At 32.3% G+C, this 23,893-nt stretch carries 21 protein-coding genes; 9 read left to right on the top strand and 12 right to left on the bottom strand.

Annotation, left to right across the window (positions count from 1 at the left end):
• Positions 1-107: 107 nt before the first annotated feature.
• Positions 108-2,273 carry a DNA mismatch repair protein MutS gene (locus B0M43_RS17115; protein WP_078007159.1) on the top strand — a complete coding sequence of 722 codons (2,166 nt, stop codon included), beginning with the start codon at positions 108-110 and terminating at the stop codon, positions 2,271-2,273.
• 369 nt (positions 2,274-2,642) lie between these two features.
• On the top strand, positions 2,643-3,056 hold the full coding sequence (locus tag B0M43_RS17110) for a thiol-disulfide oxidoreductase DCC family protein (RefSeq protein WP_078007585.1): 414 nt from the start codon (positions 2,643-2,645) through the stop codon (positions 3,054-3,056).
• 216 nt (positions 3,057-3,272) lie between these two features.
• On the opposite strand, the gene ettA is transcribed toward B0M43_RS17110, so the two are convergent.
• The 3 genes from ettA to holA form a co-directional block, all read right to left on the bottom strand.
• Positions 3,273-4,964, bottom strand: a complete 1,692-nt coding sequence (gene ettA / locus B0M43_RS17105; protein WP_078007160.1) for an energy-dependent translational throttle protein EttA — start codon at positions 4,962-4,964, stop codon at positions 3,273-3,275.
• Positions 4,965-5,026: 62 nt separating this feature from the next.
• Complete coding sequence (locus B0M43_RS17100) at positions 5,027-5,209, bottom strand: CAL67264 family membrane protein (protein ID WP_035680915.1); 183 nt, start codon at positions 5,207-5,209, stop codon at positions 5,027-5,029.
• Positions 5,210-5,277: 68 nt separating this feature from the next.
• Positions 5,278-6,282: a DNA polymerase III subunit delta gene (gene holA, locus B0M43_RS17095; RefSeq protein WP_065450087.1), complete on the bottom strand. Its 1,005-nt coding sequence runs from the start codon at positions 6,280-6,282 to the stop codon at positions 5,278-5,280.
• 97 nt (positions 6,283-6,379) lie between these two features.
• On the opposite strand from holA, the gene B0M43_RS17090 reads away from it, so the two are divergent.
• Genes B0M43_RS17090 through B0M43_RS17080 form a run of 3 tightly spaced genes read left to right on the top strand, consistent with a single transcriptional unit; the run spans position 6,380 to position 8,742 of the window.
• Positions 6,380-6,826: a type I restriction enzyme HsdR N-terminal domain-containing protein gene (locus B0M43_RS17090; RefSeq protein WP_065450086.1), complete on the top strand. Its 447-nt coding sequence runs from the start codon at positions 6,380-6,382 to the stop codon at positions 6,824-6,826.
• A gap of 28 nt (positions 6,827-6,854) precedes the next feature.
• Positions 6,855-7,874 (top strand): glycosyltransferase family 2 protein, encoded by a 1,020-nt coding sequence (locus B0M43_RS17085; RefSeq protein ID WP_078007161.1) that lies wholly within the window; start codon positions 6,855-6,857, stop codon positions 7,872-7,874.
• A 34-nt stretch (positions 7,875-7,908) separates the two neighbouring features.
• Positions 7,909-8,742 carry an OmpA family protein gene (locus tag B0M43_RS17080; protein WP_078007162.1) on the top strand — a complete coding sequence of 278 codons (834 nt, stop codon included), beginning with the start codon at positions 7,909-7,911 and terminating at the stop codon, positions 8,740-8,742.
• Positions 8,743-8,969: 227 nt separating this feature from the next.
• On the opposite strand, the gene B0M43_RS17075 is transcribed toward B0M43_RS17080, so the two are convergent.
• From B0M43_RS17075 to B0M43_RS17065, 3 genes are all read right to left on the bottom strand, one after another.
• Positions 8,970-10,007 carry a carboxypeptidase-like regulatory domain-containing protein gene (locus B0M43_RS17075; RefSeq protein ID WP_078007163.1) on the bottom strand — a complete coding sequence of 346 codons (1,038 nt, stop codon included), beginning with the start codon at positions 10,005-10,007 and terminating at the stop codon, positions 8,970-8,972.
• A gap of 78 nt (positions 10,008-10,085) precedes the next feature.
• Positions 10,086-10,706 carry an L-threonylcarbamoyladenylate synthase gene (locus B0M43_RS17070; protein ID WP_065450082.1) on the bottom strand — a complete coding sequence of 207 codons (621 nt, stop codon included), beginning with the start codon at positions 10,704-10,706 and terminating at the stop codon, positions 10,086-10,088.
• 189 nt (positions 10,707-10,895) lie between these two features.
• The gene (locus tag B0M43_RS17065; protein WP_078007164.1) at positions 10,896-13,232 is read right to left on the bottom strand and encodes an ATP-dependent helicase; all 2,337 of its coding nucleotides are present in this window, start codon (positions 13,230-13,232) and stop codon (positions 10,896-10,898) included.
• A gap of 240 nt (positions 13,233-13,472) precedes the next feature.
• Here B0M43_RS17065 and B0M43_RS17060 point away from each other — a divergent pair, with 240 nt between their 5' ends.
• Together B0M43_RS17060 and B0M43_RS17055 are read left to right on the top strand one after the other, a co-directional pair.
• Positions 13,473-16,187 carry a T9SS type A sorting domain-containing protein gene (locus B0M43_RS17060; RefSeq protein ID WP_078007165.1) on the top strand — a complete coding sequence of 905 codons (2,715 nt, stop codon included), beginning with the start codon at positions 13,473-13,475 and terminating at the stop codon, positions 16,185-16,187.
• Between the two features lie 316 nt (positions 16,188-16,503).
• On the top strand, positions 16,504-16,791 hold the full coding sequence (locus B0M43_RS17055; RefSeq protein ID WP_078007166.1) for a type II toxin-antitoxin system RelE/ParE family toxin: 288 nt from the start codon (positions 16,504-16,506) through the stop codon (positions 16,789-16,791).
• On the opposite strand, the gene B0M43_RS17050 is transcribed toward B0M43_RS17055, so the two are convergent.
• Together B0M43_RS17050 and B0M43_RS17045 are read right to left on the bottom strand one after the other, a co-directional pair.
• On the bottom strand, positions 16,768-17,067 hold the full coding sequence (locus B0M43_RS17050) for a hypothetical protein (RefSeq protein WP_078007586.1): 300 nt from the start codon (positions 17,065-17,067) through the stop codon (positions 16,768-16,770). The genes B0M43_RS17055 and B0M43_RS17050 overlap by 24 nt on opposite strands.
• A 185-nt stretch (positions 17,068-17,252) precedes the next feature.
• The gene (locus B0M43_RS17045) at positions 17,253-18,020 is read right to left on the bottom strand and encodes a TSUP family transporter (RefSeq protein ID WP_078007167.1); all 768 of its coding nucleotides are present in this window, start codon (positions 18,018-18,020) and stop codon (positions 17,253-17,255) included.
• A 125-nt stretch (positions 18,021-18,145) separates the two neighbouring features.
• Between B0M43_RS17045 and B0M43_RS17040 the strand changes: the two genes are divergently transcribed.
• Positions 18,146-18,667: a hypothetical protein gene (locus B0M43_RS17040; protein ID WP_065450078.1), complete on the top strand. Its 522-nt coding sequence runs from the start codon at positions 18,146-18,148 to the stop codon at positions 18,665-18,667.
• Between the two features lie 70 nt (positions 18,668-18,737).
• On the opposite strand, the gene B0M43_RS17035 is transcribed toward B0M43_RS17040, so the two are convergent.
• The 4 genes from B0M43_RS17035 to B0M43_RS17020 form a co-directional block, all read right to left on the bottom strand.
• Complete coding sequence (locus tag B0M43_RS17035; protein ID WP_078007168.1) at positions 18,738-19,472, bottom strand: hypothetical protein; 735 nt, start codon at positions 19,470-19,472, stop codon at positions 18,738-18,740.
• 24 nt (positions 19,473-19,496) lie between these two features.
• Positions 19,497-19,943: an HAD family hydrolase gene (locus tag B0M43_RS17030; protein ID WP_078007169.1), complete on the bottom strand. Its 447-nt coding sequence runs from the start codon at positions 19,941-19,943 to the stop codon at positions 19,497-19,499.
• Between the two features lie 20 nt (positions 19,944-19,963).
• A complete protein-coding gene (locus B0M43_RS17025) occupies positions 19,964-20,863 on the bottom strand; it encodes a patatin family protein (RefSeq protein WP_065450075.1) in 900 nt (299 codons plus the stop codon).
• Positions 20,864-20,996: 133 nt separating this feature from the next.
• Entirely contained in the window at positions 20,997-23,057 is a 2,061-nt protein-coding gene (locus tag B0M43_RS17020; RefSeq protein WP_078007170.1) for a M1 family metallopeptidase, read from the bottom strand.
• Positions 23,058-23,124: 67 nt separating this feature from the next.
• Here B0M43_RS17020 and B0M43_RS17015 point away from each other — a divergent pair, with 67 nt between their 5' ends.
• The gene (locus tag B0M43_RS17015; RefSeq protein WP_078007171.1) at positions 23,125-23,889 is read left to right on the top strand and encodes a diphthine--ammonia ligase; all 765 of its coding nucleotides are present in this window, start codon (positions 23,125-23,127) and stop codon (positions 23,887-23,889) included.
• The last annotated feature ends 4 nt before the right edge of the window (positions 23,890-23,893 follow it).

Here is a 23,893-nt window from a genome sequence, read left to right as displayed (position 1 = left end):
ATTTTTTTATTTAAATCATATTTACCAATCATAAATTTAGATATAAACTTGTAGAATTGAATAGTAATGTTTTCGTACTTTTGCGTGTACTTTGTTAAAGAAAATAAATGATATCCATTACCGAAAAAACATTACAAGATTTACAATTTCCAACAGTGCTCGAAACTATTTCGGCTGGCTGCAATACAGACATTGGAAAAGAAAAAGCTTTAGAAATAACACCATTTAGAGATAAAGAAACTTTGATGCAGGCTTTAATGCAAACATCAGAGTACGTTTCATCTTTCGAAAATAATAACGCCATTCCTAATCACGGATTTGACGCGATTACTCATGAAATTAAATTTCTGGCAATAGAAGATAGTTTTCTTGAAGTAGGAAGTTTTAGAAAAATTGCAACACTTTCATCAACAGCAAATTTCTTGTTGAATTTCCTTAAAAAGTTTGATGATTATTATCCTAATTTAAACGCAAGAGCTTCAAGAGTTGAATATACTAAAGATATTGTAACTTTTATCGATGCAATTGTAGATAAATACGGAGAAATAAAAGACAACGCTTCGCCTGCATTATTGAGCATCCGTCAGAATATGAATATTGTTCGCGGTAAAGTAAACCAAAGTTTTGGAGTTGCTCTTTCTCACAATAACGGCCTTGGCTATTTAGATGACATTAAAGAAAGCTTTGTACAAAACCGTAGAGTTTTAGCGGTTTTGGCCATGTATCGCCGAAAGGTAAAAGGCTCTATTTTAGGAAGTTCTAAAACCGGAAGTATTGCCTATATCGAGCCGGAAGCAACTTTGCAATATTCCAGAGAACTCGCTAATCTTGAATACGAAGAAAAAGAAGAAATTACCAGAATTCTAAAACAATTGTCGAATCAAATTCGTCCGTATTTACCTTTACTAATTGAATATCAGGAGTTTTTAAGTGATATTGATGTTGTTGCCGGAAAAGCAAAATACGCCAACAGAATCAACGGAATCCTGCCAACCATAACAGAAGAAAGAAGATTGTTTTTTAGAGAAGCATATCATCCAATTTTGTATTTGAATAACAAACAAAAAAACGAAGTTACCCATCCGCAAACCATTGAATTAAAACAAGATAACCGAATCATTGTCATTTCAGGACCAAATGCCGGAGGAAAAACTATTTCGCTTAAAACAGTTGGATTATTGCAGTTGATGTTGCAATCCGGGATGCTGATTCCTGTTCACGAGCGTAGCGAAACTTTCTTATTCGATAGAATTCTTACAGACATTGGAGACAATCAATCTATTGAAAATCACTTAAGTACTTATAGTTACCGATTGAAAAACATGAATTATTTCCTGAAGAAATGCAACAAGAAAACCATGTTTTTAATTGATGAATTTGGTACAGGTTCTGATCCTGAACTAGGTGGGGCATTGGCTGAAATTTTCCTGGAAGAATTTTATCATCGTGAAGCTTTCGGAATCATTACAACACATTATTCAAACTTGAAAATTTTGGCAAACGAATTGCCTTTTGCTACCAATGCAAATATGATGTTTGATGAAAAATCATTAGAACCCATGTATAAGTTAGCTCTTGGCCAAGCCGGAAGTTCATTTACTTTTGAGGTTGCATTAAAAAATGGTATTCCCTTCGGATTGATTAATCGTGCGAAAAAGAAAATCGAAGTGGGTAAAGTTCGTTTTGACAAAACCATTGCTACTCTTCAGAAAGAAAGATCGAAACTAGAAAAAACTTCTATAAATCTTAAAGAAGAAGAAACCCGAGCACGCGAGGAAAGTAAAAAGATGGAAAACATCAATGTAAAAATCAAACAAAAACTGGAAAGCTATCAGGAATTGTATGACAGTAATCAAAAGACAATTTACATTGGTCAGAAAATTGAAGATATCTCTGAGAAATATTTCAACAATAAAAACAAAAAAGAATTGATTGGAGAATTTTTGAAAATCATAGAAATTGAAAATTCAAAACGCAAAAAAGCAACTCCAAAAGAAGCGAAAGCCATAATCGAAAAGAAAAAAGAAGTGATCGCAGAAGTATCCGTTCAGGTTGAAGAAATCCGAAAAGAGAAAAAAGAAAAGAAATTGAAGCCTGTTGTCGAAAAACCAAAACCAATTTTAAAAGTTGGTGACAGAGTAAGAATGCTTGACGGAAGATCTGTTGGAAGTATCGATTCAATAGAAAAAAATAAAGCAACAGTAAATTACGGAATTTTTACTTCAAAAGTAAGTTTGGATGAGTTGGAATTTGTAGAAGCTGGAAAGAAATAAGTTTTTCAGTCGCAGTGGCAGTTTTCAGGTTCAAAATTATGATGAAAAATCTCTGTAATTAAAATAAAGCCTTTTAAGATAATATTTTAAAAAATACGATTAGGAAGATGATTTTTTTATAAAAATTAATTCTATACAATTTATGAAGGCTGTCTTTGATTTAAAAAATTTATAAAACAGTGTGTTTCGATAATAAAAATCAATGATAAAGAATTATTAAAAAAAAAGAATAACCACAATCTTGTCATTTCGACGAAGGAGAAATCACAATCGAAAATCAACAATGATAGACGATTTTGATTGAGGAGTTTCTGGTGTGATTTCTCCTTCGTCGAAATGACAAAAAAACTTAAACTTGAAAATCAATCAATGCAAAGCTTTCCTCCAAATAAAAAAATAATCCTATTCGACGGTGTTTGCAATTTATGCAACAACGCAGTTCAGTTTGTCATCAAAAATGATAAAAAAGATATTTTTCGTTTTGTGGCTTTGCAATCAGAATTGGGCAATGAAATTTGTAAATATATTGGAGTAGATCAAAATAAAATTGATAGTATAATTTTATATAATCCAGGAGTTGCTTATTATTATAAATCTTCAGCAGCTATTGAAATTGCAGAAGAACTTGGAGGAATTTACAGTTTGATTTCAATTTTAAAAATATTCCCGGAAAAACTAAGAAATTATGTATACGATTACATTGCAAAAAATCGCTACAAATGGTACGGCAAAAAAGAAAGCTGCATGATTCCTACTCCGGAATTAAATGCTAAGTTTCTTTAAAAAAGTCCAATGTATAAATTCCAAATTCCAATTACCTCAATATTGTCATTTCGACGGAAATCCTCGCAAGTAACTCCGCAACGAGAATCCAATCTTTATAGAGCTTCTAACGAGGATTTCTCCTTCGTCGAAATGACAAACTACTACAAAAAAAATCCCAAACTCCAGTTTTTAAATTGGAATTTGGGATTTTAAAATTGGATTTTAACTAGAATATTATCTAATCAACTTTCTGTATTTCAAACGTTTTGGAGTTAAATCACCACCTAAACGTTTCTTTTTGTTTTCTTCGTATTCAGAGAAACCACCTTCGAAATAATAAACTTCAGAATCTCCTTCGAAAGCCAGAATGTGCGTACAGATTCTATCTAAGAACCATCTGTCGTGCGAGATAATAACGGCACAACCAGCAAAATTCTCTAAACCTTCTTCCAATGCACGAAGTGTATTTACATCTAAATCATTCGTTGGCTCATCCAGTAAAAGTACGTTTCCTTCTTCTTTCAATGTCATTGCTAAGTGCAAACGGTTACGCTCTCCACCTGATAACATTGATACTTTTTTGTTTTGCTCACCTCCACCAAAGTTGAAACGAGATAAATAAGCTCTTGAGTTTACTTGCTTTCCTCCCATCATAATCAATTCCTGACCATCGGCGAAGTTTTCCCAAATTGATTTATTCGGATCTATATTAGAGTGTGACTGATCTACATAAGCGATTTTTACAGTTTCTCCAACTGAAAATTCTCCGCTATCCGTTTTTTGTTCACCCATAATCATTTTAAAAATGGTCGATTTACCAGCACCGTTTGGTCCGATAATTCCAACGATTCCTGCTTGTGGCAAAGTAAAGTTTAAATTGTCATACAATAATTTATCTCCAAAAGCTTTTGCTACATTCTTAGCTTCAATAACATTGGTTCCTAAACGTGGTCCGTTCGGGATATAGATTTCCAGATTTTCATCCAGTTGTTTTTGATCTTCGTTTAATAATTTATCGTAGTTCTGCAAACGCGCTTTTTGTTTCGTTTGACGGCCTTTTGCTCCCTGACGAACCCAGTCAAGCTCACGCTCTAACGTTTTTCTACGTTTAGAAGCTACTTTTTCTTCTTGTGCCATACGGCTTGATTTCTGGCCTAACCAAGAAGAATAGTTTCCTTTCCAAGGAATACCTTCTCCTCTATCCAGCTCTAAAATCCAACCAGCAACATTATCAAGGAAATATCTATCGTGCGTTACGGCAATTACAGTTCCGGCGTATTGCGCTAAATGCTGCTCTAACCAAAGTACAGACTCAGCGTCTAAGTGGTTGGTAGGCTCATCCAGTAACAATACATCTGGTTGTTGCAACAACAAACGACATAAAGCAACACGACGACGCTCACCTCCAGAAAGGTTTTTTATTGGCGTATCTCCTTCCGGCGTACGCAAAGCATCCATTGCAATTTCAAGTTTGGTATCGATTTCCCAAGCACCAAGAGCATCAATTTTGTCTTGTAAAGCTGCCTGACGATCCATTAACTTATCCATTTTATCAGGATCGGAATAGTTTTCTTCAAGACCGAATAAATCATTAATTTGATTGTATTCTTCTAAAACTGCCATTGTTTCAGCAGCTCCTTCACGAACAATTTCGATAACGGTTTTAGAATCATCAAGAATTGGTTCCTGCTCTAAATATCCAACTGTATAACCCGGTTGAAAAACAACATCACCCTGATAATTTTTATCTACTCCGGCAATAATCTTTAATAAAGAAGATTTTCCAGAACCGTTTAAACCTAAAATACCAATTTTAGCTCCGTAAAAGAAACTTAAATAAATATTTTTAAGCACTGGTTTGTCTGCTCCCTGATAGGTTTTACTCAATTTCTGCATTGAGAAAATTACTTTCTTATCGTCTGACATTTTTTATATTTTTTATTTTAATTAATTATTTTTTATTGATTTTATATCGCAATTAAATTTTGCTAAACTCTTCCTTTTAAAGCATTAAAAACCCAGGCATTGGCAAAAAAACCAACCCCAACGGCTACGAATCCCCAACCAGAAACATCTCTGTATCTAAAAGCGCCAAGACCTATAAGTAACAATCCCATAAGTACCATTATAAAAGTAGCCCATCCTAAAACGGTATTTTTATTCATTCCCATAATTGTGTAATTATTATTTTAAAAGTAGTATTTTTTTTAGAGATGCAAATATCGTGAATTTTCACGGCTTAATTAAATATTTTGTACAGCATTTCTTTTAATAAATCCGCCTGAGGTAAAGCATTGGCACCTACACCTTTACTTTTAATATCTACATCTCGCAGTGCTCCCACAATTTGACTCACTTTTCGCATTGGGTAATTTTTTATGGCTAAGTCATATTCTTTCAGGAAATAAGGATTTACGCCAATTGCTGCAGCTACATTTTTAGGATTTTTATCCTTAAGTCCGTGGTATTTTAAGAGCTGTATAAAAAAACCAAAAACCAATCCCGTAGTCATTACCAATGGATATTCTTTAGGATTATGAGCAAAATTCTCCGCTATTTTGTAGGCTTTTAACTGATTGCGTTCACCAATTGCTTTTCGAAGTTCGAAAACATTATAATCTTTACTAAAACCTATATTTTCCTCGATATGTTGTGGTGTAATTAACGATCCTTGTGGTAAAATAATCTGTAATTTTTCCAGCTCATTGTTGATTTTACTCAAGTCTGTTCCTAGAAATTCTACTAACATTGCATTGGCTTTTGGGTCGATTGTGTATTTTTTCCCCGCAAGTACACGTTTTATCCAATCTCCAACCTGGTTTTCGTATAGTTTTTTACTTTCGTATACAATTCCGTTTTGGGCTAATAATTTAGTTACTTTTTTACGTTTGTCGAGTGTTTTGTATTTGTAGCAGAAAACCAACACCGTAGACTCCATAGGATTATTTACATAAGACTCTATTTTATCAATTGTTCTTGATAAATCTTGTGCTTCTTTTACAATAACAACCTGACGGTCAGACATCATAGGATAGCGCTTGGCCGTTGAAACAATATCCTCTACAGTAACATCCCTACCATATAATACGGTTTGATTAAATCCTTTTTCTTCTTCAGACAGGACATTTTGTTCTATATATTCTGACAATTTATCAATATAATAAGGCTCTTCGCCCATTAAAAAATAAATAGGTTTTATATTTCCGGCTTTAATATCATTAACAATTTTTACAACTTCGTCCATTCAAATATTTTTGTTTAAAGTTTCAGGTTTCACGTTCTCGCTTCAATAAGTTGAAACTTTAAACCTGAAACCTGAAACTATTTTATATTTTTGCCCTATGCAGCAATTAAATTTTCCATCATATACTTTCCGATTCAAAAATAGCGAAAATAAAGTGTCTATTTTCGATGAAATCAGGAAAAAATTTATCATTCTTACCCCAGAAGAATGGGTTCGCCAGCATGTTGTTCATTATTTAATCGATGAAAAAAAATACCCTAAATCACTAATCAATGTTGAAAAAGTTTTAACAGTCAACGGATTACGAAAAAGATACGATGTTGTTGTCTTTAATACCGATGGTTCTATACATATATTGGTAGAATGTAAAGCACCTGGCGTAAAAATTTCTCAGGCAACTTTTGATCAAATTGCACGTTATAATATGACAATGCAGGCACGGTTTTTGAATGTCACAAATGGTCTAAGTCATTTTTATTGTCAAATGGATTTTGAGAATGAAAAATATGAGTTTCTAAGAAACTTACCGGACTATAAAGAATAAATAGTATTAAAAATAAATAAAGTTACTTTTGGATAAAATTGCAGTTGTCATTTTAAATTGGAACGGCGTAAAATTGTTAGAGCAATTTTTACCTTCTGTCGTTCAATTTTCGGAAGGAACCCCAATATATGTTGCTGATAATGCTTCAACAGATGATTCTATAAATTTTATCAGACAAAATTTTCCCACAATTAAAATAGTTGTAAATAGCGGCAATCATGGCTTTGCAAAAGGCTATAATGATGCTTTACAACATATTGATGCCGAAATTTATGCGTTAATAAATTCAGACATCGAGGTAACTGAAAATTGGCTAAATCCAATTATTGAAACTTTCGATAAAGAAAAACAAACAGCTATAATCCAGCCCAAGATTCTTGATTTTAAAAACAAAGAATATTTTGAATACGCCGGCGCTGCAGGCGGATTCATTGATAAATTTGGCTTTCCGTTTTGCCGTGGCCGCATTTTTGACACTATCGAAAAAGATAATGGTCAGTACAATGATAATTGTGAGCTATTCTGGGCTTCCGGTGCTTGTTTTTTTATAAGAAGCGAAGTCTATCATGAATTAGGAGGTTTTGACGAAAGCTTTTTTGCACATCAGGAAGAAATAGATTTGTGCTGGCGCGCTGCAAACGAAGGACACATAATTAAATACAATTCAGGATCAGTTGTTTATCATGTTGGCGGCGCAACCTTACAACAAGGAAATCCTAAAAAAACATACTTGAATTTTAGAAATTCATTGTTAATGCTTGTCAAAAATTTACCTAAAAAAGGGTTGTTTTTTGTCATTTTCTTTAGAATGGTTTTAGACGGTATTGCCGGTATCCGTTTTTTAACACAAGGAAAATTTGAGCATGCTTTTGCTATTTTGAAAGCACATTTTTCATTTTATTGCATATCTTTAAAATATCTGCGTAAGCGAAAAGATTTTCAGATACAGCAATACTATACTGTAAAAAGTATCGTTTTCCTGTATTACATAAAGAAACTGTCCGTATTTAAAGAAATCTTTAACAGTAATCAAAATATTAAAAACTAAATTTGTAATCAACGTTTAATTAAATATAATAACTATGAGAAAAATAGTAATTGCACTATCAGTATTAATGGCCTTAACTTCGTGTGTATCGAAAAAGCAATACGCAGCTTTAGAAGCTAAGAACAAAGAAACACAAGATTTATTAAACTCTTGCACCGTAAAACTAAATGCTTGTTTAGAGGAAAAAGCAGGATTAGCAGCTACAGCAGAAAGCTATAAACAACATAATCAAGATTTAATAAGCACTTCTAAAGACTTAACTGTATTAACAACTAAAGGAGCTGAAAATCTTGAAAAATCTTTAGAAAGTTTAAAAGAAAAGGATTTAAAAATATCTAGACTTCAGGATGCATTAACTAAAAAAGACAGTGTAACTTTAGCATTGGTTACAAGCTTAAAAGGAGCTGTTGGAATTAATGATCCGGATATCGAAATCAATGTAGAAAAAGGTGTTGTATTTATTTCTATCGCAGACAAATTATTATTTAAAAGCGGTAGCTATGATGTAACTGACAAAGCTAAAGGTGTTTTAGCTAAAGTTGCAAAAGTAGTAAACGACAAACCAGATTTCGAATGTATGGTTGAAGGTCATACAGATAACGTTCCTTACAAAAGCAACGGAATTTTGCTAGACAACTGGGATTTAAGTGTTAAACGTTCTACATCTATTGTACGTGTATTAACAAATGATCTTGGTGTGAACCCTGCAAAATTAATCGCAGCTGGTAGAAGTTCTTATGTACCATTAGTTGCTAATGATACTCCAGAGGACAAAGCTCGTAACAGAAGAACTCGTATTGTGGTTATGCCAAAAATCGATCAATTTTATGATATGATTGAAAAAGAAATGAAGAAACAAGCGAAATAATCTCGTTTTTACATACTTTATTAAACAGAAAAAGCAGGTCAATTGACCTGCTTTTATGTATCCCTAACTTTTTTAATAACCAATTAAATATAAATTAAGAATAGCATTATCTTTAAACTAACTAAATTTTAACTAATCTAAAGTTAGTTATTTATTTTATAATATTATTCGATTTCAGTTTTTTTTTACAAATAGCAAATAATTACTATTTCTTATTGCCCGGTAATTTAATTAATCCCGTAATTTAGTGGCAACATATCTCCTACTTTCTTTTCTGAAATTTTACCCGAAAAAAGTATACTCTCAATATTTGAATTATTTCCGTACTTATAAATATAGAAGTTATCCGTTTGAAAAGTAATCTTTGACTCCTCTGTTCTTTTAAATGCAATATTATAAGCAGCAAAAATATCTTTTAGATTTCCATTTTTAATTTCTCCTTTTGGCTGTGGCAAAATTTCAACTTTTACAAAATCTTCCTCTTGAGTAATTTTAAAACGTGTAAGAGGATCTATGCTATTATCATCATTAAGCAATAAAAATTTCTTTATTCCCCAATCTTTCTTAGCAAAATTTCTAAAAAACTGCATTTGTGAGCCTTGAAAGGTTTTTTCTCTTCGTTCCAAAACTGCGACTGAATTATCAATGTCTTCAAATCTACTTACACCTCCGTAGAAGTTTTTGATAACATCTTTAGAACTAATACTTAATTTACTAAAGGCAATTTCAAAAACTACTAATTCAAAATCAATTTTATAACCTAAAGATTCATTTACAATTGTTAGAGGTTTATCTGATGAGGCGGTGAAAATTAGTTTTTCTTTGTCGTATTTAAAACGAAGATCTGATTCGTTTTTTATCACACAAGATTTTGAATTCTTTGTTTTACCCAAAAAGTATTCTCTAAACAATTTTAGCTTCTGTTCTCTGGTAAACAATTCATTCTTAGTGATGACTACTTCTTTAAGTTCATTTTCGGAAACTGCAAGGCTAACATTTAATGGTTTAGAAGCATCAAGTCCTGTAAGATATTCTGTTTGATATCCCATGAAACTTATCGCTAAAATATTATTTGCAGTGGGTTCATACTTAATGCTAAAATTTCCGCTTGCATCTGAAATTGTTGAAATTGTAGTTCCGTCAAAGTAAATATTTACACCTTCGAGCGGAATATTATCCTTGCCAGAAATTTTACCTTTTAAAATGTTTTGTGAAAATATAGTAATAGATGCAAACAGAAACGCAAAAAGATAAAGTTTTTTCATAAAAATAAAAGGTTTGGTTAATTTTTAGCTAATTAACCAAACCTTTTTATATTATCCTAAATATTTTATAAATTATTCTTACAAAATATCTATATCTCCTTTTCCTTCTCGTATTATAACAGGTTCATGTTCCGATAAATCTATAATCGTCGAACCTACATTGTCTCCGTAACCTCCATCGATAACAAGATCAACAATATTTTGCCATTTTTCAAAAATCAATTCCGGATCTGTAGTATATTCTATTACATCATCTTCATCACGAATAGAAGTTGAAACAATAGGATTTCCTAGTTGACGAACAATTTCTAATGCAATATTGTTATCCGGAACACGAATACCTACAGTGGTTTTCTTTTTAAACTCTTTTGGTAAATTATTATTTCCCGGCAAAATAAAAGTGTAAGGGCCTGGTAATGCTCTTTTTAAAATCTTAAATGTAGCCGTATCGATCTGACGTACATAGTCTGAAAGATTACTCAAATCATGACAAATAAAGGAGAAATTCGCTTTCTCTAATTTCACTCCTTTTATTTTGGCAATTTTTTCTAAAGCACGCGAATTGGTAATATCACAACCTAAACCATATACGGTATCTGTTGGATAAATAACTAAACCTCCATTTTGAAGTACTTTGACGACTTTGGCAATAGCAGCTTCACTGGGTTTATCTGGATATATTTTTATGAACTCAGCCATTTTTTAATTTTTGTTTTTTAATTGTTTCAGGTTTATTTTGTTTCGGGTTTCACGTCTACATCTTTATTCTTAACCGCAAAGTTCGCAAGGATTTACGCTAAGAGCGCAAAGTTTTACGTTTTTAAGTACTGTCTTTTAAACTTTGCGTTTAAATTATGTTCAAAGCAGAGCAACCTGAAATTCTTTTTTTTAACCAATAACATCTAATTTAGCAAATCTTAGCAACAATTTCTTGATTCCACCAACTTCAAATTTTATTTCGGCTTTTTTATCAGCTCCAACACCTTCTAAATTCACCACTTCACCCTTTCCAAAACGTTCGTGCATCACGACGTTTCCAATAGTTAAGGAATTATCGAATAAATTAGGTGCAGCACTACTAGGATTATTACCGGCAACAGGTTTTAATTTACGAATGTTCAAATCAGGTTTTGGCTGATTGTCCGTAACGTGTTTCGGCGGCGTTGATCCAATAGGTTTTGCCAGTCTTAACTTCGATTTATCGATATCTCCAAAAATATCCCCGTCAATAGGTGATTTGTAACGATAATTTGTTTCGGCTGGCGTTAAATATTCCAAATATTGTCCGTCAATTTCTTCAATAAAACGAGATGGTTCGCTATCTGTCAATTTCCCCCAACGGTAGCGCGATTGCGCATAAGTTAAATAAGCCTGATGTTCTGCACGAGTTAAAGCTACGTAAAATAAACGACGTTCTTCTTCTAATTCGCTTCTGGTACTCATACTCATCGCACTTGGAAACAAATCTTCTTCCATACCTACTACAAAAACATGAGGAAATTCCAGTCCTTTTGCTAGGTGAATCGTCATTAATGCCACGCGATCTTCATCAGATGTATCTTTATCTAAATCAGTTGCAAGCGCTACATCTTCCATAAATTCAGATAAAGCTCCTCTTGCTCCATCAATTTCTTTTTGTCCTTCAGTAAAATCTTTTAAACCGTTTAAAAGTTCTTCGATATTCTGAATCTTAGCCATTCCTTCCGGAGTGGCATCTTTTTTTAATTCCTGAACCAATCCGGTTTTTTTAGCCACATAATCCGTGATATAAAAAGCATCCTGATTTTGATCAATCACCTGAAAACTCTGAATCATCGTAACAAAATCATTGATTTTATTCTTTGTTCCTGTGTTTAATTTTAAATCGATTTTATCAATATTCACCATCACTTCCCAAATCGAACGTTTGTAATGATTGGCAGCGATTGTTAGTTTTTCAACCGTTGTATCTCCAATTCCACGAGCTGGATAATTGATCACACGAACTAGTGCTTCTTCATCTTTTGGATTAATAACCAAACGTAAATAACACAAAACATCTTTAATTTCCTTACGTTGGTAAAATGATAATCCACCATAAATACGATAAGGAATATCTCTTTTACGCAAAGCATCCTCCATTGCACGGGATTGTGCATTTGTACGATACAAAATAGCAAAAGAACCATTATGCAGCTGATTCATCATTTTTTGCTCAAAAATGGTACTTGCTACAAAACGACCTTCTTCGGCATCGGTCAAACTGCGATGCACTTTTATTTTTTGTCCAAAATCATTGGCTGTCCAAACTACTTTATCCAGTTTGGTCTTGTTATGTTCCATTACAGTATTTGCCGCTTCAACAATATTTCTTGTCGAACGGTAATTTTGCTCCAGACGAAACATGATTACGCCTTCATAATCTTTCTGGAAATTCAAAATATTATTAATATTCGCCCCTCGGAAAGCATAAATACTCTGTGCATCATCACCTACCACGCAAATATTCTGAAATTTATCAGATAAAGCCCTAACAATCAAATACTGAGAGTGATTCGTATCCTGGTACTCATCAACCAGTATATAACGAAAACGGTTTTGGTACTTTGATAAAACTTCTGGAAAACGGGTTAATAATTCATTGGTTTTCAACAATAAATCATCAAAATCCATTGCTCCTGCCTTAAAACAGCGCTCAACATATTGCTGATAAATTTCTCCTAAACGCGGTCGTTTTGCCATTGCATCGGCCTCTACCAATTCAGGATTATTAAAATAGGCCTTTACCGTTATCAAACTATTTTTATAACTGGAAATACGACCCAAAATCTGTTTTGGTTTATAGATATCACGATCGAGCTGCATTTCTTTAATAATAGAAGAAATCAATCTTGCTGAATCCTGAGAATCATAAATCGTAAAATTAGACGGATATCCCAAATGATCTGATTCTGCTCGAAGAATACGGGCAAAAATCGAGTGAAAAGTTCCCATCCAAAGATTTTTTGCTTCAGATGCACCCACAATATCCGAAATCCTGTGTTTCATCTCACGAGCAGCTTTGTTCGTAAACGTAAGAGACAAAATATTGAAAGCATCAACACCCTGCGCCATCAAATAAGCAATTCTAATAGTTAAAACACGGGTTTTTCCTGAACCTGCACCAGCGATAATAATCATTGGCCCGTCTTTCTTCAAAACAGGCTGTCTCTGTGCTTCATTGAGCTGGTCAATGTATTTTTGCATGAAATTTTTCTCCATAATTACTGCAAAAATAAGAATTTATGAATGAATAAACTAACACCAAAGAAGCAACTTTAAACCCAAAAAATTTAATCTCTTCAAAGCTGCAACAAAGCTGTTTTAGAATTTATCTTAAAAAATACCAATGTTTTAACGAGCTGACAATAACCCAAAAATTTTACACAAAACATAAGATTAATTAGAATAAAAACTTAATTTTGAATACAATTCTAAAAACAATTTATGAAAAAAAACTACTTTTTATTCTTTCTACTTAGTTTTAAATTATTTGCTCAAAATCCAGAGCTTGATCCTACCTTTAATGTCAAGGATACAGGAATATACCAACAAAATATTGGTTATGATGCTGTTGTTCTTCCTGACAATAAAATTCTAACTGTTTTTGAAAGTGGCAGCAGATATAATGCAATGCTTTTAAATCCTGACGGAAGCCCTGTTAGAACATTTAATACCACTGATTCTTATTCAGTAAACGAAATTCAAATAATTGCCAAATCAGATGGTGCGTTTATCACACTTGCATATGGTGGCATAGTAAGAGCCTTCAATGCAAATGGAACCCTTAATTCCGTTTTTCCTACTACTACTTTAAAAAATGTTAATAATAATCCTGTACAGGTAAAAAATATAATTTATCAGGATGACGGAAAGCTTATTATTAATGGTGCATTTGATATGACAAATGATGTTTACACGGGAGGTATGATACGTTTAAATCCGGACGGAAGTCTTGATTCTACTTTCAAATTAGAATCAGGAGGTAATAAGTTAATACTATTAAGTGATGGGAAATCAGTTACCACAAGCCGAACTACTATATACCGCTATCTTGCTACCGGAAAAAATGATCCCAGCTTTAAAGTAAAGACCACGATTGATCCTGTGCAGAAATATGTCACTAATGGTTTTGAAACCGATAACAATAGCTTAATTGAGGATATAGCAGTACAGCCCGACGGAAAAATAATAGCTGTTGGATGTAATTTTGTAGAAAATGGCAAAACCTTTTCTTACCAAATAGTACGCTTGAATTCTGATGGTACAAGAGATACATCTTTTAAAAAATTCGACAGTCAGACTCCAAATCTAACCAGGGTATATTTGCAAAGCGACAATAAAATTATCCTCCTTGCAAAAAGTGGTCCCGCTTTAATTCGTTTAAATACCGATGGAACAACAGATACTACTTTTAATTATTCAAACTCTGCCCCTTTATTCTACACAGAAGGTAAATTATTCTTTCAAGGGAATAAAATAGTCGTTACCGGTAATTATAAAAATAATGATGGAATAACAAGATCAAGAATTCATAGAATAAATGCTGACGGAAGTTTCGATTTCACATTCAATCCGCATTCAGGCCCAAATTTATTTTTTGATGAGCAAAACAGTAAAACCTCATATCCATTTACTGCAAAAACACTGTTGGATCAAAAAATTTTATTAGCCGGAGATTTTTCCACTTATAATGATAAACCAGCCCGAAATATATGCCGAATTACTCAAAGCGGAGAATTTGACCCTACTTTTACTTTAGATCCCGCCGTAAAAATAAATGCCGAAATATCACAAAGCGACTACACCATCATTCCGCAAAATGATGGAAAGATAATCTTACTCCACAACGGCGGTATTTCAGCAAATGGTAAAGGAACAAGTATCATTCGATTAAATAATGACGGAAGCATCGATAATAGTTTCAATTTCAGTCCAAAAGATAATACTTTTGATAATATTGGAACAGCTGTTATAAAAGATATAAAAATTTTAAATAACGGAAAATTTTTAATTATAGGAGAAAGCGGTCTTTTTACAAAAAAAATAGGAAATTACTATTCATACAATGTCATTCAGCTTAATTCAGATGGTTCTTTAGATACCAATTACAAGGCCAGTTTTTTCCACAAACCAATAAAAATCACTACATTATCTGATAATAAAGTCTTAATTTCTTTTTTACAGAATACATATGATTATACATATTTTCCGGTTTTAAAATTAAACGAAAACGGAACTACAGATTCCTCTTTTAAATCAGGTAATTTACTCCTGCATAGAATAAAAGAACTAAGTGATGGTAAAATATTGGCAATAAACAACAACCTTTTGCTAACCAGATTAAACTCTGACGGTTCTACAGATCCTTCGTTTACATCTTATTCCTTTGCCAAGGGAAATTTCAATAAATTTAATTACTACGAAAACGGCGAAATCAGTTTATTTTTAACTTCAAGCTCAACAAAAAAATTAACTTTTAGTTCAGAAGGAACATTGCTAAACACTGTAGACTACAATACTACCAACGACTTTGAAATTCAAAATTGCGAAGATGTATTGTTTTATGGCTATATTACTAACATTGGAGACGTCAATAAAAATGGTATCGTTCGCTATAAAACATCAAATACACCTTCAAATCCAAATCCTGCTGGCGAAGTATTTCAGCCTTTTACAAACGGACAAACTTTGGCCGATCTTAAAATTGAAGGAAGTAATATCAATTGGTACGCCGTTCAGAGCGCTTGTGGTATAAATAATACTATTACAAAAAAAGAAACCAATCTTCCTGAAACTGTACTTCCTCCATCTACCTTATTGGTCAACGGAATGACCTATTATGCATCGCAAACCATTAATGGCACAGAAAGCAGCTACAGATTACCCGTCACCGTTTATTCTGCTACTTTAGACACTAAAAAACACGAACTTCCCAATTTAGTAACCTATCCAAATCCTGTAAGAGATTTTTATACAATATCGAATAGTGAAGAAATAACCAAGGTAGAAGTTTACAATTTAGCTGGACAGCTTTTATTAAGCAATACATACAGTAATAACAATCTTAAAATTGATTTTACATCTTTAACTTCAGGTTTGTATTTTGTAAAAATACATGCCCATGATAAAGTTGCAGTTATCAAAACGATGAAAATTTAGAGAAAAAACAATACATAATTCAAGCCAATTGCCGTCACATTATAAGGAGCACGGCAATTGGCTTTTTAAGAAACATAGTTCCCGCTTTCGGCTATATCTCTCCGTTTCACTACGAGGATACCGCCTCTATCGGGGCTAAATTAGAAACAATTGGCTTTGTGAATATTTTTTTTTACTCTATAAATGATCTAAATTCAATTTTTACATCATATAAATATATGTAAAGACTGCTTAATTAAAAAATGGGATTAGATTGTTTTGAAAGAAAATTCTCTAATAAAATAAATAATATTATATTTGTTTCTCAGATAATATAATGAAAATAGTACTTACACAAAACGCTGAGAAAACTTACTTTGAAATAGTTAATAAATATTCAGAAACCAAAGTAGCTTCCTTCTCTAAAAGTTCTATTTCAGTATTGGATATGATTCAAAAAAATAGTCATATTGGTTCAAAGTATAAAACAACTTCTTATAGAAAATTTTTAGTTTCAAATGAAGTGTATTTATTTTACAAAATTGAACAAGAGATAATTTATGTAGTTTTATTCTGGGATAATAAACGAAACCCTATAGATCTAGATATTATACTTAGTTCGTAACTTTTCTTTAAAATCAGAATAGTCGACAATTCTGCCTGCTTTTATATCTTCTTCGCTTTTTTGGAATTCTTGCATCAATATCTCTTCAGGGAATAATAAAGTTGTAATTAATTTTACTTCTTGATGAGTAAAACTTCGTGATCTCAATTTCCTGTAATAAGTTGCATGTTTTAAGCCTAATTTTTGCATGAAAAACTCAGCCTTGTAGTATGATTTCCCAATTAACTCAGGTAAATTATTAACGTAATTCTCGTAATTTTCAACTATTTCTATCATTTTATGATACATTAAGTGTCATTATTTTGCAAATATACTTTAATAAAATTGTAATTAAGATAAAAACATCAAAAATGAAAAATTTAATTCTTATTAAACTATTAGTTTTTTATATGTTTTAAATATTTGATAACTACATTGAAGATAAAGCTTATAATTTCTTATATCACTTATATGGTAAAAAGCTATTTATAAAAAACATCATAAGCAAATCGAATCAACGTACCTACAACCACAATCAAAAAGAAAATCCTGATAAAACCATTTCCTTTATTAATGGCTAGCTTAGCACCCAGCCATCCGCCAAATCCGTTGCTGATTGCCATTGGAATTGCAATTGACCAAATGATTTTTCCTTTGATCATAAACAAACAAATCGAACCAAAATTCGTTGCCAAATTTACCATTTTAGCGTTCGCAGATGCGTGCAGGAAGTCAAAGCCTAAAAGAGCAATAAAAGCAACCACAAAAAAACTTCCCGTTCCCGGCCCAATAAATCCATCATAAAAACCGACAATTATACTAATTACCACAGCATAAATTATTTGTGTTGTTGCAGAATGATCTTTGGCTACATGTTGACCAAAATTCTTTTTCGCGTAGGTGTAAACAAATAATAAGGATAAAACGACCAATAAAAGCGGTTTCATAAAATCATTACTAACTAATGTTAATATAGTAGATCCTAAAAATGCCGAAGGAACTGCCAGACACATCATGATCAAAAGCAGCTTCCATTGAATTACTACTTTTTTCATGTATTGAAAAGCTGCAAAAGCTGTTCCGCTGAAGGCAGGAATTTTCAAAGTGCCTATAACTGTCGAAACGGGTAAATTGGGTAATAAAATCAATCCCATTGGAGTTTGAATCAATCCTCCTCCGCCAACAATTGCATCAATAAATCCGGCTGCAAATGCAGCCAAACAAAGAAAAAATATGATGTATGAATCCATTATTATTGTGTTTCAGGCGGTTTTAAAAAATCTCTACAAAAATAGAATTCCATTTTTATTTATTACAATAATTTTAAAGTGGATTTCTCCCCAAAAAGTATATTTTTGTTGAAAATTTGAACCAAATGGATTTTAATAGAATTATAGAATTAGCCAGTTATACTTTACCTGCCATTGTTACCGGATTTGTAGCATACCGTTTTTTTGAATTGCACATCAAAAACAATGATAAAAAACGTGCTTTTTTATTGAATAGAGAATATCAAAAACAGTCTTTACCAATACGCTTACAGGCTTACGAACGCATGACTCTATATTTGGAACGTATCAATCTGACAAAATTATTGATCAGAATTGCGCCAATATCAAACGAAAAACACGATTACGAAAACTTTCTAATCGACCAGATCGAACAGGAATTCGAACACAATCTAACGCAGCAAATTTATATGTCTGATGAATGCTGGACGATTATTGCAACAGCTAAAAACTCTACCATACAAATCATCCGAAAAGCTGCCATGAGCGATCGTGTAGACAGCGGTGATAAATTGCGCGAAGTAATTTTGAATGATTTGTTAGAGAAACAATCACCAAGTAATGCTGCTTTAGCCTATATTAAAAATGAGGTTTCAGAATTGTGGTAGAATTTTAATTTTAGAATTCAGATTTTAGATTATGCTTTGTCAATCTAAAATCTGAACTCTGCAATTGTTTTTATTTCCACCAGTTTTGTTTTGGCTTAACATTCCATCCATTTTTTAAGTATTTTTGAGAGATACTGAGTTCTCCCGCTCCACTATCAAAATCGCAATTTACATTGGGAACTCTATAATCTCCCCAGTTGCAAATTTTATCTTTTCCGGTAGTATTAGATTTCCATATACCAACAAATGCATTATTAAAATAGTTATCTCTGTAACTTCCAATGTCATTGTATTTGACCAAATTATGTTGATCAATATAAAATATGGTTTGTAGTTTCCCCTGAAATTCAACCGTATTTTTTTGTTTTTTATTTTCAACAAATTTATAACTAGCAGTCAGTAATCCCTGACTTTTTATACCCGCATTTTTATATTCATCATCAACGCCAAATTTTGGCTTTTTAAGTTCTTGTATTTTTATGATGGTTATTGTCCCTGTAAAATCACAAATATTCGATTTGACACTTGACTTTCCATGAACAATATATTCTGTTTTATCTTTTTCGTTTCTTTTAACGGATGTAAACTTTATGAATATTCTTTGATAATTATCTCCTATAACACCATAAACAGCATTGTTTTCAGTTGCATTCCACAAACTTGAAAAATTATAATTTGTATACTTGTCTACTTTATTTATTTGAAATAATTCCGAATTATCCCAAATAGCACTTCTGCATATTTTATTCTGACAGAATGCATTTAATGCAAAAAAGAAAAGAAAGAATACAATTATGTTTTTCATGTTTTTCAAGATTTTGCCTATATACTATTGTATTTTTAAATTTATTTCTTTCAAAATTGTCTCAGTCCAATTATCATCAGTTTCAGAAATGATGATAGTTTTAAAACCATATTTTTCACCTTCTCTTTCAACACCAATTGAGTCATCGACATGAATATCAATATTAAATATCGGAGGAAATTTTGAGCAATAAACATCTTTTTTACGAAGCTTCTTTTGATGCTTTTGCTGGTTTATTATAAAATCAACAGATATTCCGTAAGAATAAAACATCCATTTTATCCTGGATTCACTTCTGTACGAAGTGGTGTAAATATAAATTTTATGATTTTGTTTTTTTAATTCTTTAAACAAATTTATCGTTCCTTTTCGCAAACTTTCGGCACCCAAAAATTGATGAAACCAATTTGATTTTTCTGCTTCAAACTTATTTGAGATTAAAGTGTCATCAAGGTCAAAAGATATTATCATAAATCATTGTCAAGCTAAAATTACCTATTATCACTCATAACTTCGGACTTATTCTGAGCATATTCATAACCTTGCTCCCACCATTCTTTCATTACTTCCTTATTAAAAATCAAGGCATTATCTGTTAGTTTTGTTGGAGTGTAATATAAGTTAAGTTTCACATTTTTATTATTTGCCATCAGCTTTCCTATAGCAATATCGTGTTTTTCAACCTGATCAAGCGCAATTCTAAACAAATCGATCATCAACGAAAATGGATTTTTACCAATAACGGTCTTATTCATATTGACTTCGGTTTCCAGAATAATTACATCAATTTCAGTCGCACCACGGTTAATCGCTTCACGAATTGGCACCAGACTGGAAAATCCTCCGTCGCCATATTCAAAGTTGTCTTTCTCTACCAAACTCATAAACGGAACGTAATTACTTGAAATCCAAGACCAATCACAAAACTCTTCGTAAGTACAATCTTTAATCGATTTATATTCAGATTCATTTCGGGTAAAATTGGTTACCGTAATGACAACATCATTTTTTAACTTCTTTAATTTATTAAAATCGGATAAGGAGAAATTGTTTCTAATATATTTCTTAAGTCCTTTACTCTCTCCAAAAGTCCTCTTTCCTTTAAAAAACTGACGCAGTACATTGAAGTGATTTATAGTTACAATGTCAACCCCATCCTTGGTTTTAACTACAAAAGGACAAATATTAAAAATACTTCCCATTGTGACATTAGTATAAATAGAGTGAATTTGTTTAATATGTCCTAAAGCTAAATGCGGGATAAGTAGACTTCCTGTAGAAGTTCCCAGAAACAAATCGTATTCATGATTTTTTTCTTCTATTAAATATTGCGCTACACCACCGGCAAACGCGCCTTTACTTCCTCCACCAGAAATAACCAATGCTCTCATAAATATTATTGTAGGTTTTGTTTTTGGATTTTTTTTTGAGAAATATAGAATATAGAAAAAAGACTAAAAGCTACGCGCAAAAATCTATTTTATTTGCTCTTTACTCTATTCTCTTTCTTCTATAATCTATATTCTATTCTTTCAACAAACGATTCAACTGAAATTGTTCTTCAGGGGTCAAATTAGGCAAAATTCTTTCAAACGAAGCACGCATCTCTGAATTTTTTAATAAAACGCGTATTGTATCTCTTCCGTATTTTGAAAATTGCCACATATAATGTGTAGTAGAATTAACTAAGTTACTTAAAACCTGATCGTTAATTATTTTAAAGGCAATAAGCTTTTCAAGTGCATTTTGTCGTGTTGTTGCCTCGTATTTTGTAGATGAAAATGAAATTAATTCATTGGCTAAAACATCAGGATTCTGGCTATAATCCGGAGTTGATAATGCCAATGAAAGCCATAATGTTCTAAGATTAAAATCGTTGAAACCAATCCAGTTTTTAGATTTGTTTAAATAGTCTGTTCGATGATCCGGGAAGTTTTTCCATAAATAAAACAGAGCAATTTCCTGTGTTTGATAGGATTTATCATCTAGTAAACTTTCGTAATTTGTTCTAAAATCTTCCGGAATTTTCGACAATGATCCTGCAACAGCTTGACGCACTTGCACATTATTGGTTTGTAAAGCGATTAGCAAGAGTTCTTTTTTAGCTTCGTACTTTTCAGTTTCTATTTGATTTACAATTGCTTCTTTTACAGCTTCATAAATATTAGAGGCTAAAGTTTTTCTTAAGAACTCTATTTTTTCCGGCAGGGGCGTTTTTTTTAATTTATCAATTTCTAAACGAATCTGAATTGCTTTGTTTTTGCTTAATAAAGCATTCGCTGTTGGCGTATCAAAAGCTGTAGATTCTAACCAGGTTTTCTGGAATTTATCCAAATCAAAATCGGAAACTTTTTTTATTTCGTCAAAGAAATTTTGTGTATTTACAGTTTGATAAGCGTATTTACTTAAGTAACTTTTCACTGCTTTTTTAAAGGCTTTATCGCCAATAGATTCATGCAAAACAAACAAAGCCCACGCACCTTTTTCGTAAAAAGTCAATGAACTCGCTTTGGCATTCAAAACCGGAACAGAATCAGTTCTTGAAGCAAATTTTATCTGTTGTGCCGTTTCATACAATTTCGAATAAAAAAAATCATCTCCATAAATTTCCCTTTCAGCCATTGCTGCGTAGTACGTTGCAAAACCTTCCTGAAGCCAGTGATGTGTACTGCTTTCGGCTGTAATTAAATCTCCAAACCAGTGATGTGCTAACTCGTGAGCATCAACATTCGTATAATTACGATCTGTAAAACCTATCGAATCAACAACGTAACGCGTTGCAAAAAGTGTTGTGGTGGTATTTTCCATACCGGCATACAAGAAATCACGAACTGGAATTTCTCTGTAAATTTCCCAGGGATACTTTACTCCTATTTCTTTCTCTAAAAAATCAAAAATACGTTTTGAATATCTGTAAGTAGGCTCAAAACGACTGGCATCCTTATTCTCAAAATAATATTCTAGCGGAATTTTAGATTTTGCTTTAAATTCTTTTTTATCATATTTTCCAATGGCCAACATCAATAAATAAGAACTCATTGGCTTTTCCATTTGATATTGCCAATAAATTGAATTTACCTCAGGTTTCTTTTCTTTTAAAACTCCGTTCGAAACAACCTGATACTCTTTGTCATAAGTAATGCCAAGACTAAAAATAACTTTTTCGTTCACATCGTCAAAACTCGGAAACCAATTGCTGGTATATCTTCCTTGGCCTTGTGTCCAGATTTGAGTTTCTGTATTGTCAATATTTATAAAATACAAAGCCTGCTTTGGCTTCACCGAATATTCGAAAGTTAAGCGGTTTTCTCCTTTCTGAAAATTATTCACAATCTGTAATTCCTTACCGGTGTTACTAAAAACAACCTCTTTATTATTAAGCTGAACATGAGAAAACTCCATGTTTTTGGCATCGATTTTAATGGTATCAATAGGTTTTAAAACCTCAAATCGGTAATCTACAATTCCAGAAACCGATTTTTCTGTGGCATTTAATTTTAATTGTCCGTTAACCGATTTAAAATCGACAAATTGGGTTTGTTGTGCAAAAACGAAACTGGTGATAAAAAGAAAGATGTATTTCATTAAAATAAATTTGAAGGCGAAATCCCAAAGTTACAAAGGTTTCATCAACAAATCGAATGAAATTTGTATGTTTACCTTAGAAAATTACAGCAGCGTGTCAACAATCAAAAAAGCCTTATTTAACTGGAGCAGTGGAAAAGACTCTGCTTTGGCATTATATAAAACATTACAAAATCCTGATTTTAAAATTGAATTTTTACTTACTAGCGTGAGTCAGCAATTTCAGCGAATTTCTATGCACGGCGTTCGCGTCGAATTATTAGAATCACAGGCAAAAAGCATTGGTTTGCCTCTTAAAATCATGCAGATTCCTGAAGTGCCAACAATGGAAGTATACGAAAATGTGATGACTGAGACTTTAATCGAATTAAAAAATGAAGGAATTAGGCATTCTGTTTTTGGCGATATTTTCTTAGAAGATTTACGGCAATACCGCGAAAACCAGTTAGCGAAAATGGGTTTTGAAGGCGTTTTTCCGCTTTGGAAAATTCCAACTCAGGATTTAATCCAGGAATTTATTTCGTTAGGGTTTAAAACAATTGTGGTTTGTGTAAACGAACGTTATCTTGATAAAAGTTTTGTTGGTCGAATTATCGATCATAAATTTATTGACGATTTACCGGATAATGTAGACGTTTGCGGTGAAAATGGAGAATTTCATACTTTTACTTTTGATGGTCCGATTTTTTCAGCACCTATTCAATTTGAAATTGGAGAAATTGTTTATCGTAAATACGAAAAGCCCAAAAATGAAAATTCTTCTGATACGGCTTGTGATACAAGTGCCAGCGATGCTTTTGATTATGGATTTTGGTATTGTGACCTTATTTAACAAA

Source organism: Flavobacterium sp. KBS0721 (assembly GCF_002007065.3).
Classification (GTDB): Bacteria; Bacteroidota; Bacteroidia; order Flavobacteriales; family Flavobacteriaceae; genus Flavobacterium; species Flavobacterium piscis.
Note: the sequence above shows the minus strand (reverse complement) of the source record. Positions and strands in the feature narration are given on the sequence as shown.

Bases quoted from the DNA above. Each gene is read 5' to 3' on its own strand.
- B0M43_RS17115 (WP_078007159.1), top strand. From the start codon at position 108: ATGATATCCATTACCGAAAAAACATTACAAGATTTACAATTTCCAACA.
- B0M43_RS17110 (WP_078007585.1), top strand. From the start codon at position 2,643: ATGCAAAGCTTTCCTCCAAATAAAAAAATAATCCTATTCGACGGTGTT.
- ettA (WP_078007160.1), bottom strand. From the start codon at position 4,964: ATGTCAGACGATAAGAAAGTAATTTTCTCAATGCAGAAATTGAGTAAA.
- B0M43_RS17100 (WP_035680915.1), bottom strand. From the start codon at position 5,209: ATGGGAATGAATAAAAATACCGTTTTAGGATGGGCTACTTTTATAATG.
- holA (WP_065450087.1), bottom strand. From the start codon at position 6,282: ATGGACGAAGTTGTAAAAATTGTTAATGATATTAAAGCCGGAAATATA.
- B0M43_RS17090 (WP_065450086.1), top strand. From the start codon at position 6,380: ATGCAGCAATTAAATTTTCCATCATATACTTTCCGATTCAAAAATAGC.
- B0M43_RS17080 (WP_078007162.1), top strand. From the start codon at position 7,909: ATGAGAAAAATAGTAATTGCACTATCAGTATTAATGGCCTTAACTTCG.
- B0M43_RS17075 (WP_078007163.1), bottom strand. From the start codon at position 10,007: ATGAAAAAACTTTATCTTTTTGCGTTTCTGTTTGCATCTATTACTATA.
- B0M43_RS17070 (WP_065450082.1), bottom strand. From the start codon at position 10,706: ATGGCTGAGTTCATAAAAATATATCCAGATAAACCCAGTGAAGCTGCT.
- B0M43_RS17065 (WP_078007164.1), bottom strand. From the start codon at position 13,232: ATGCAAAAATACATTGACCAGCTCAATGAAGCACAGAGACAGCCTGTT.
- B0M43_RS17060 (WP_078007165.1), top strand. From the start codon at position 13,473: ATGAAAAAAAACTACTTTTTATTCTTTCTACTTAGTTTTAAATTATTT.
- B0M43_RS17055 (WP_078007166.1), top strand. From the start codon at position 16,504: ATGAAAATAGTACTTACACAAAACGCTGAGAAAACTTACTTTGAAATA.
- B0M43_RS17050 (WP_078007586.1), bottom strand. From the start codon at position 17,067: ATGATAGAAATAGTTGAAAATTACGAGAATTACGTTAATAATTTACCT.
- B0M43_RS17045 (WP_078007167.1), bottom strand. From the start codon at position 18,020: ATGGATTCATACATCATATTTTTTCTTTGTTTGGCTGCATTTGCAGCC.
- B0M43_RS17040 (WP_065450078.1), top strand. From the start codon at position 18,146: ATGGATTTTAATAGAATTATAGAATTAGCCAGTTATACTTTACCTGCC.
- B0M43_RS17035 (WP_078007168.1), bottom strand. From the start codon at position 19,472: ATGAAAAACATAATTGTATTCTTTCTTTTCTTTTTTGCATTAAATGCA.
- B0M43_RS17030 (WP_078007169.1), bottom strand. From the start codon at position 19,943: ATGATAATATCTTTTGACCTTGATGACACTTTAATCTCAAATAAGTTT.
- B0M43_RS17025 (WP_065450075.1), bottom strand. From the start codon at position 20,863: ATGAGAGCATTGGTTATTTCTGGTGGAGGAAGTAAAGGCGCGTTTGCC.
- B0M43_RS17020 (WP_078007170.1), bottom strand. From the start codon at position 23,057: ATGAAATACATCTTTCTTTTTATCACCAGTTTCGTTTTTGCACAACAA.
- B0M43_RS17015 (WP_078007171.1), top strand. From the start codon at position 23,125: ATGTTTACCTTAGAAAATTACAGCAGCGTGTCAACAATCAAAAAAGCC.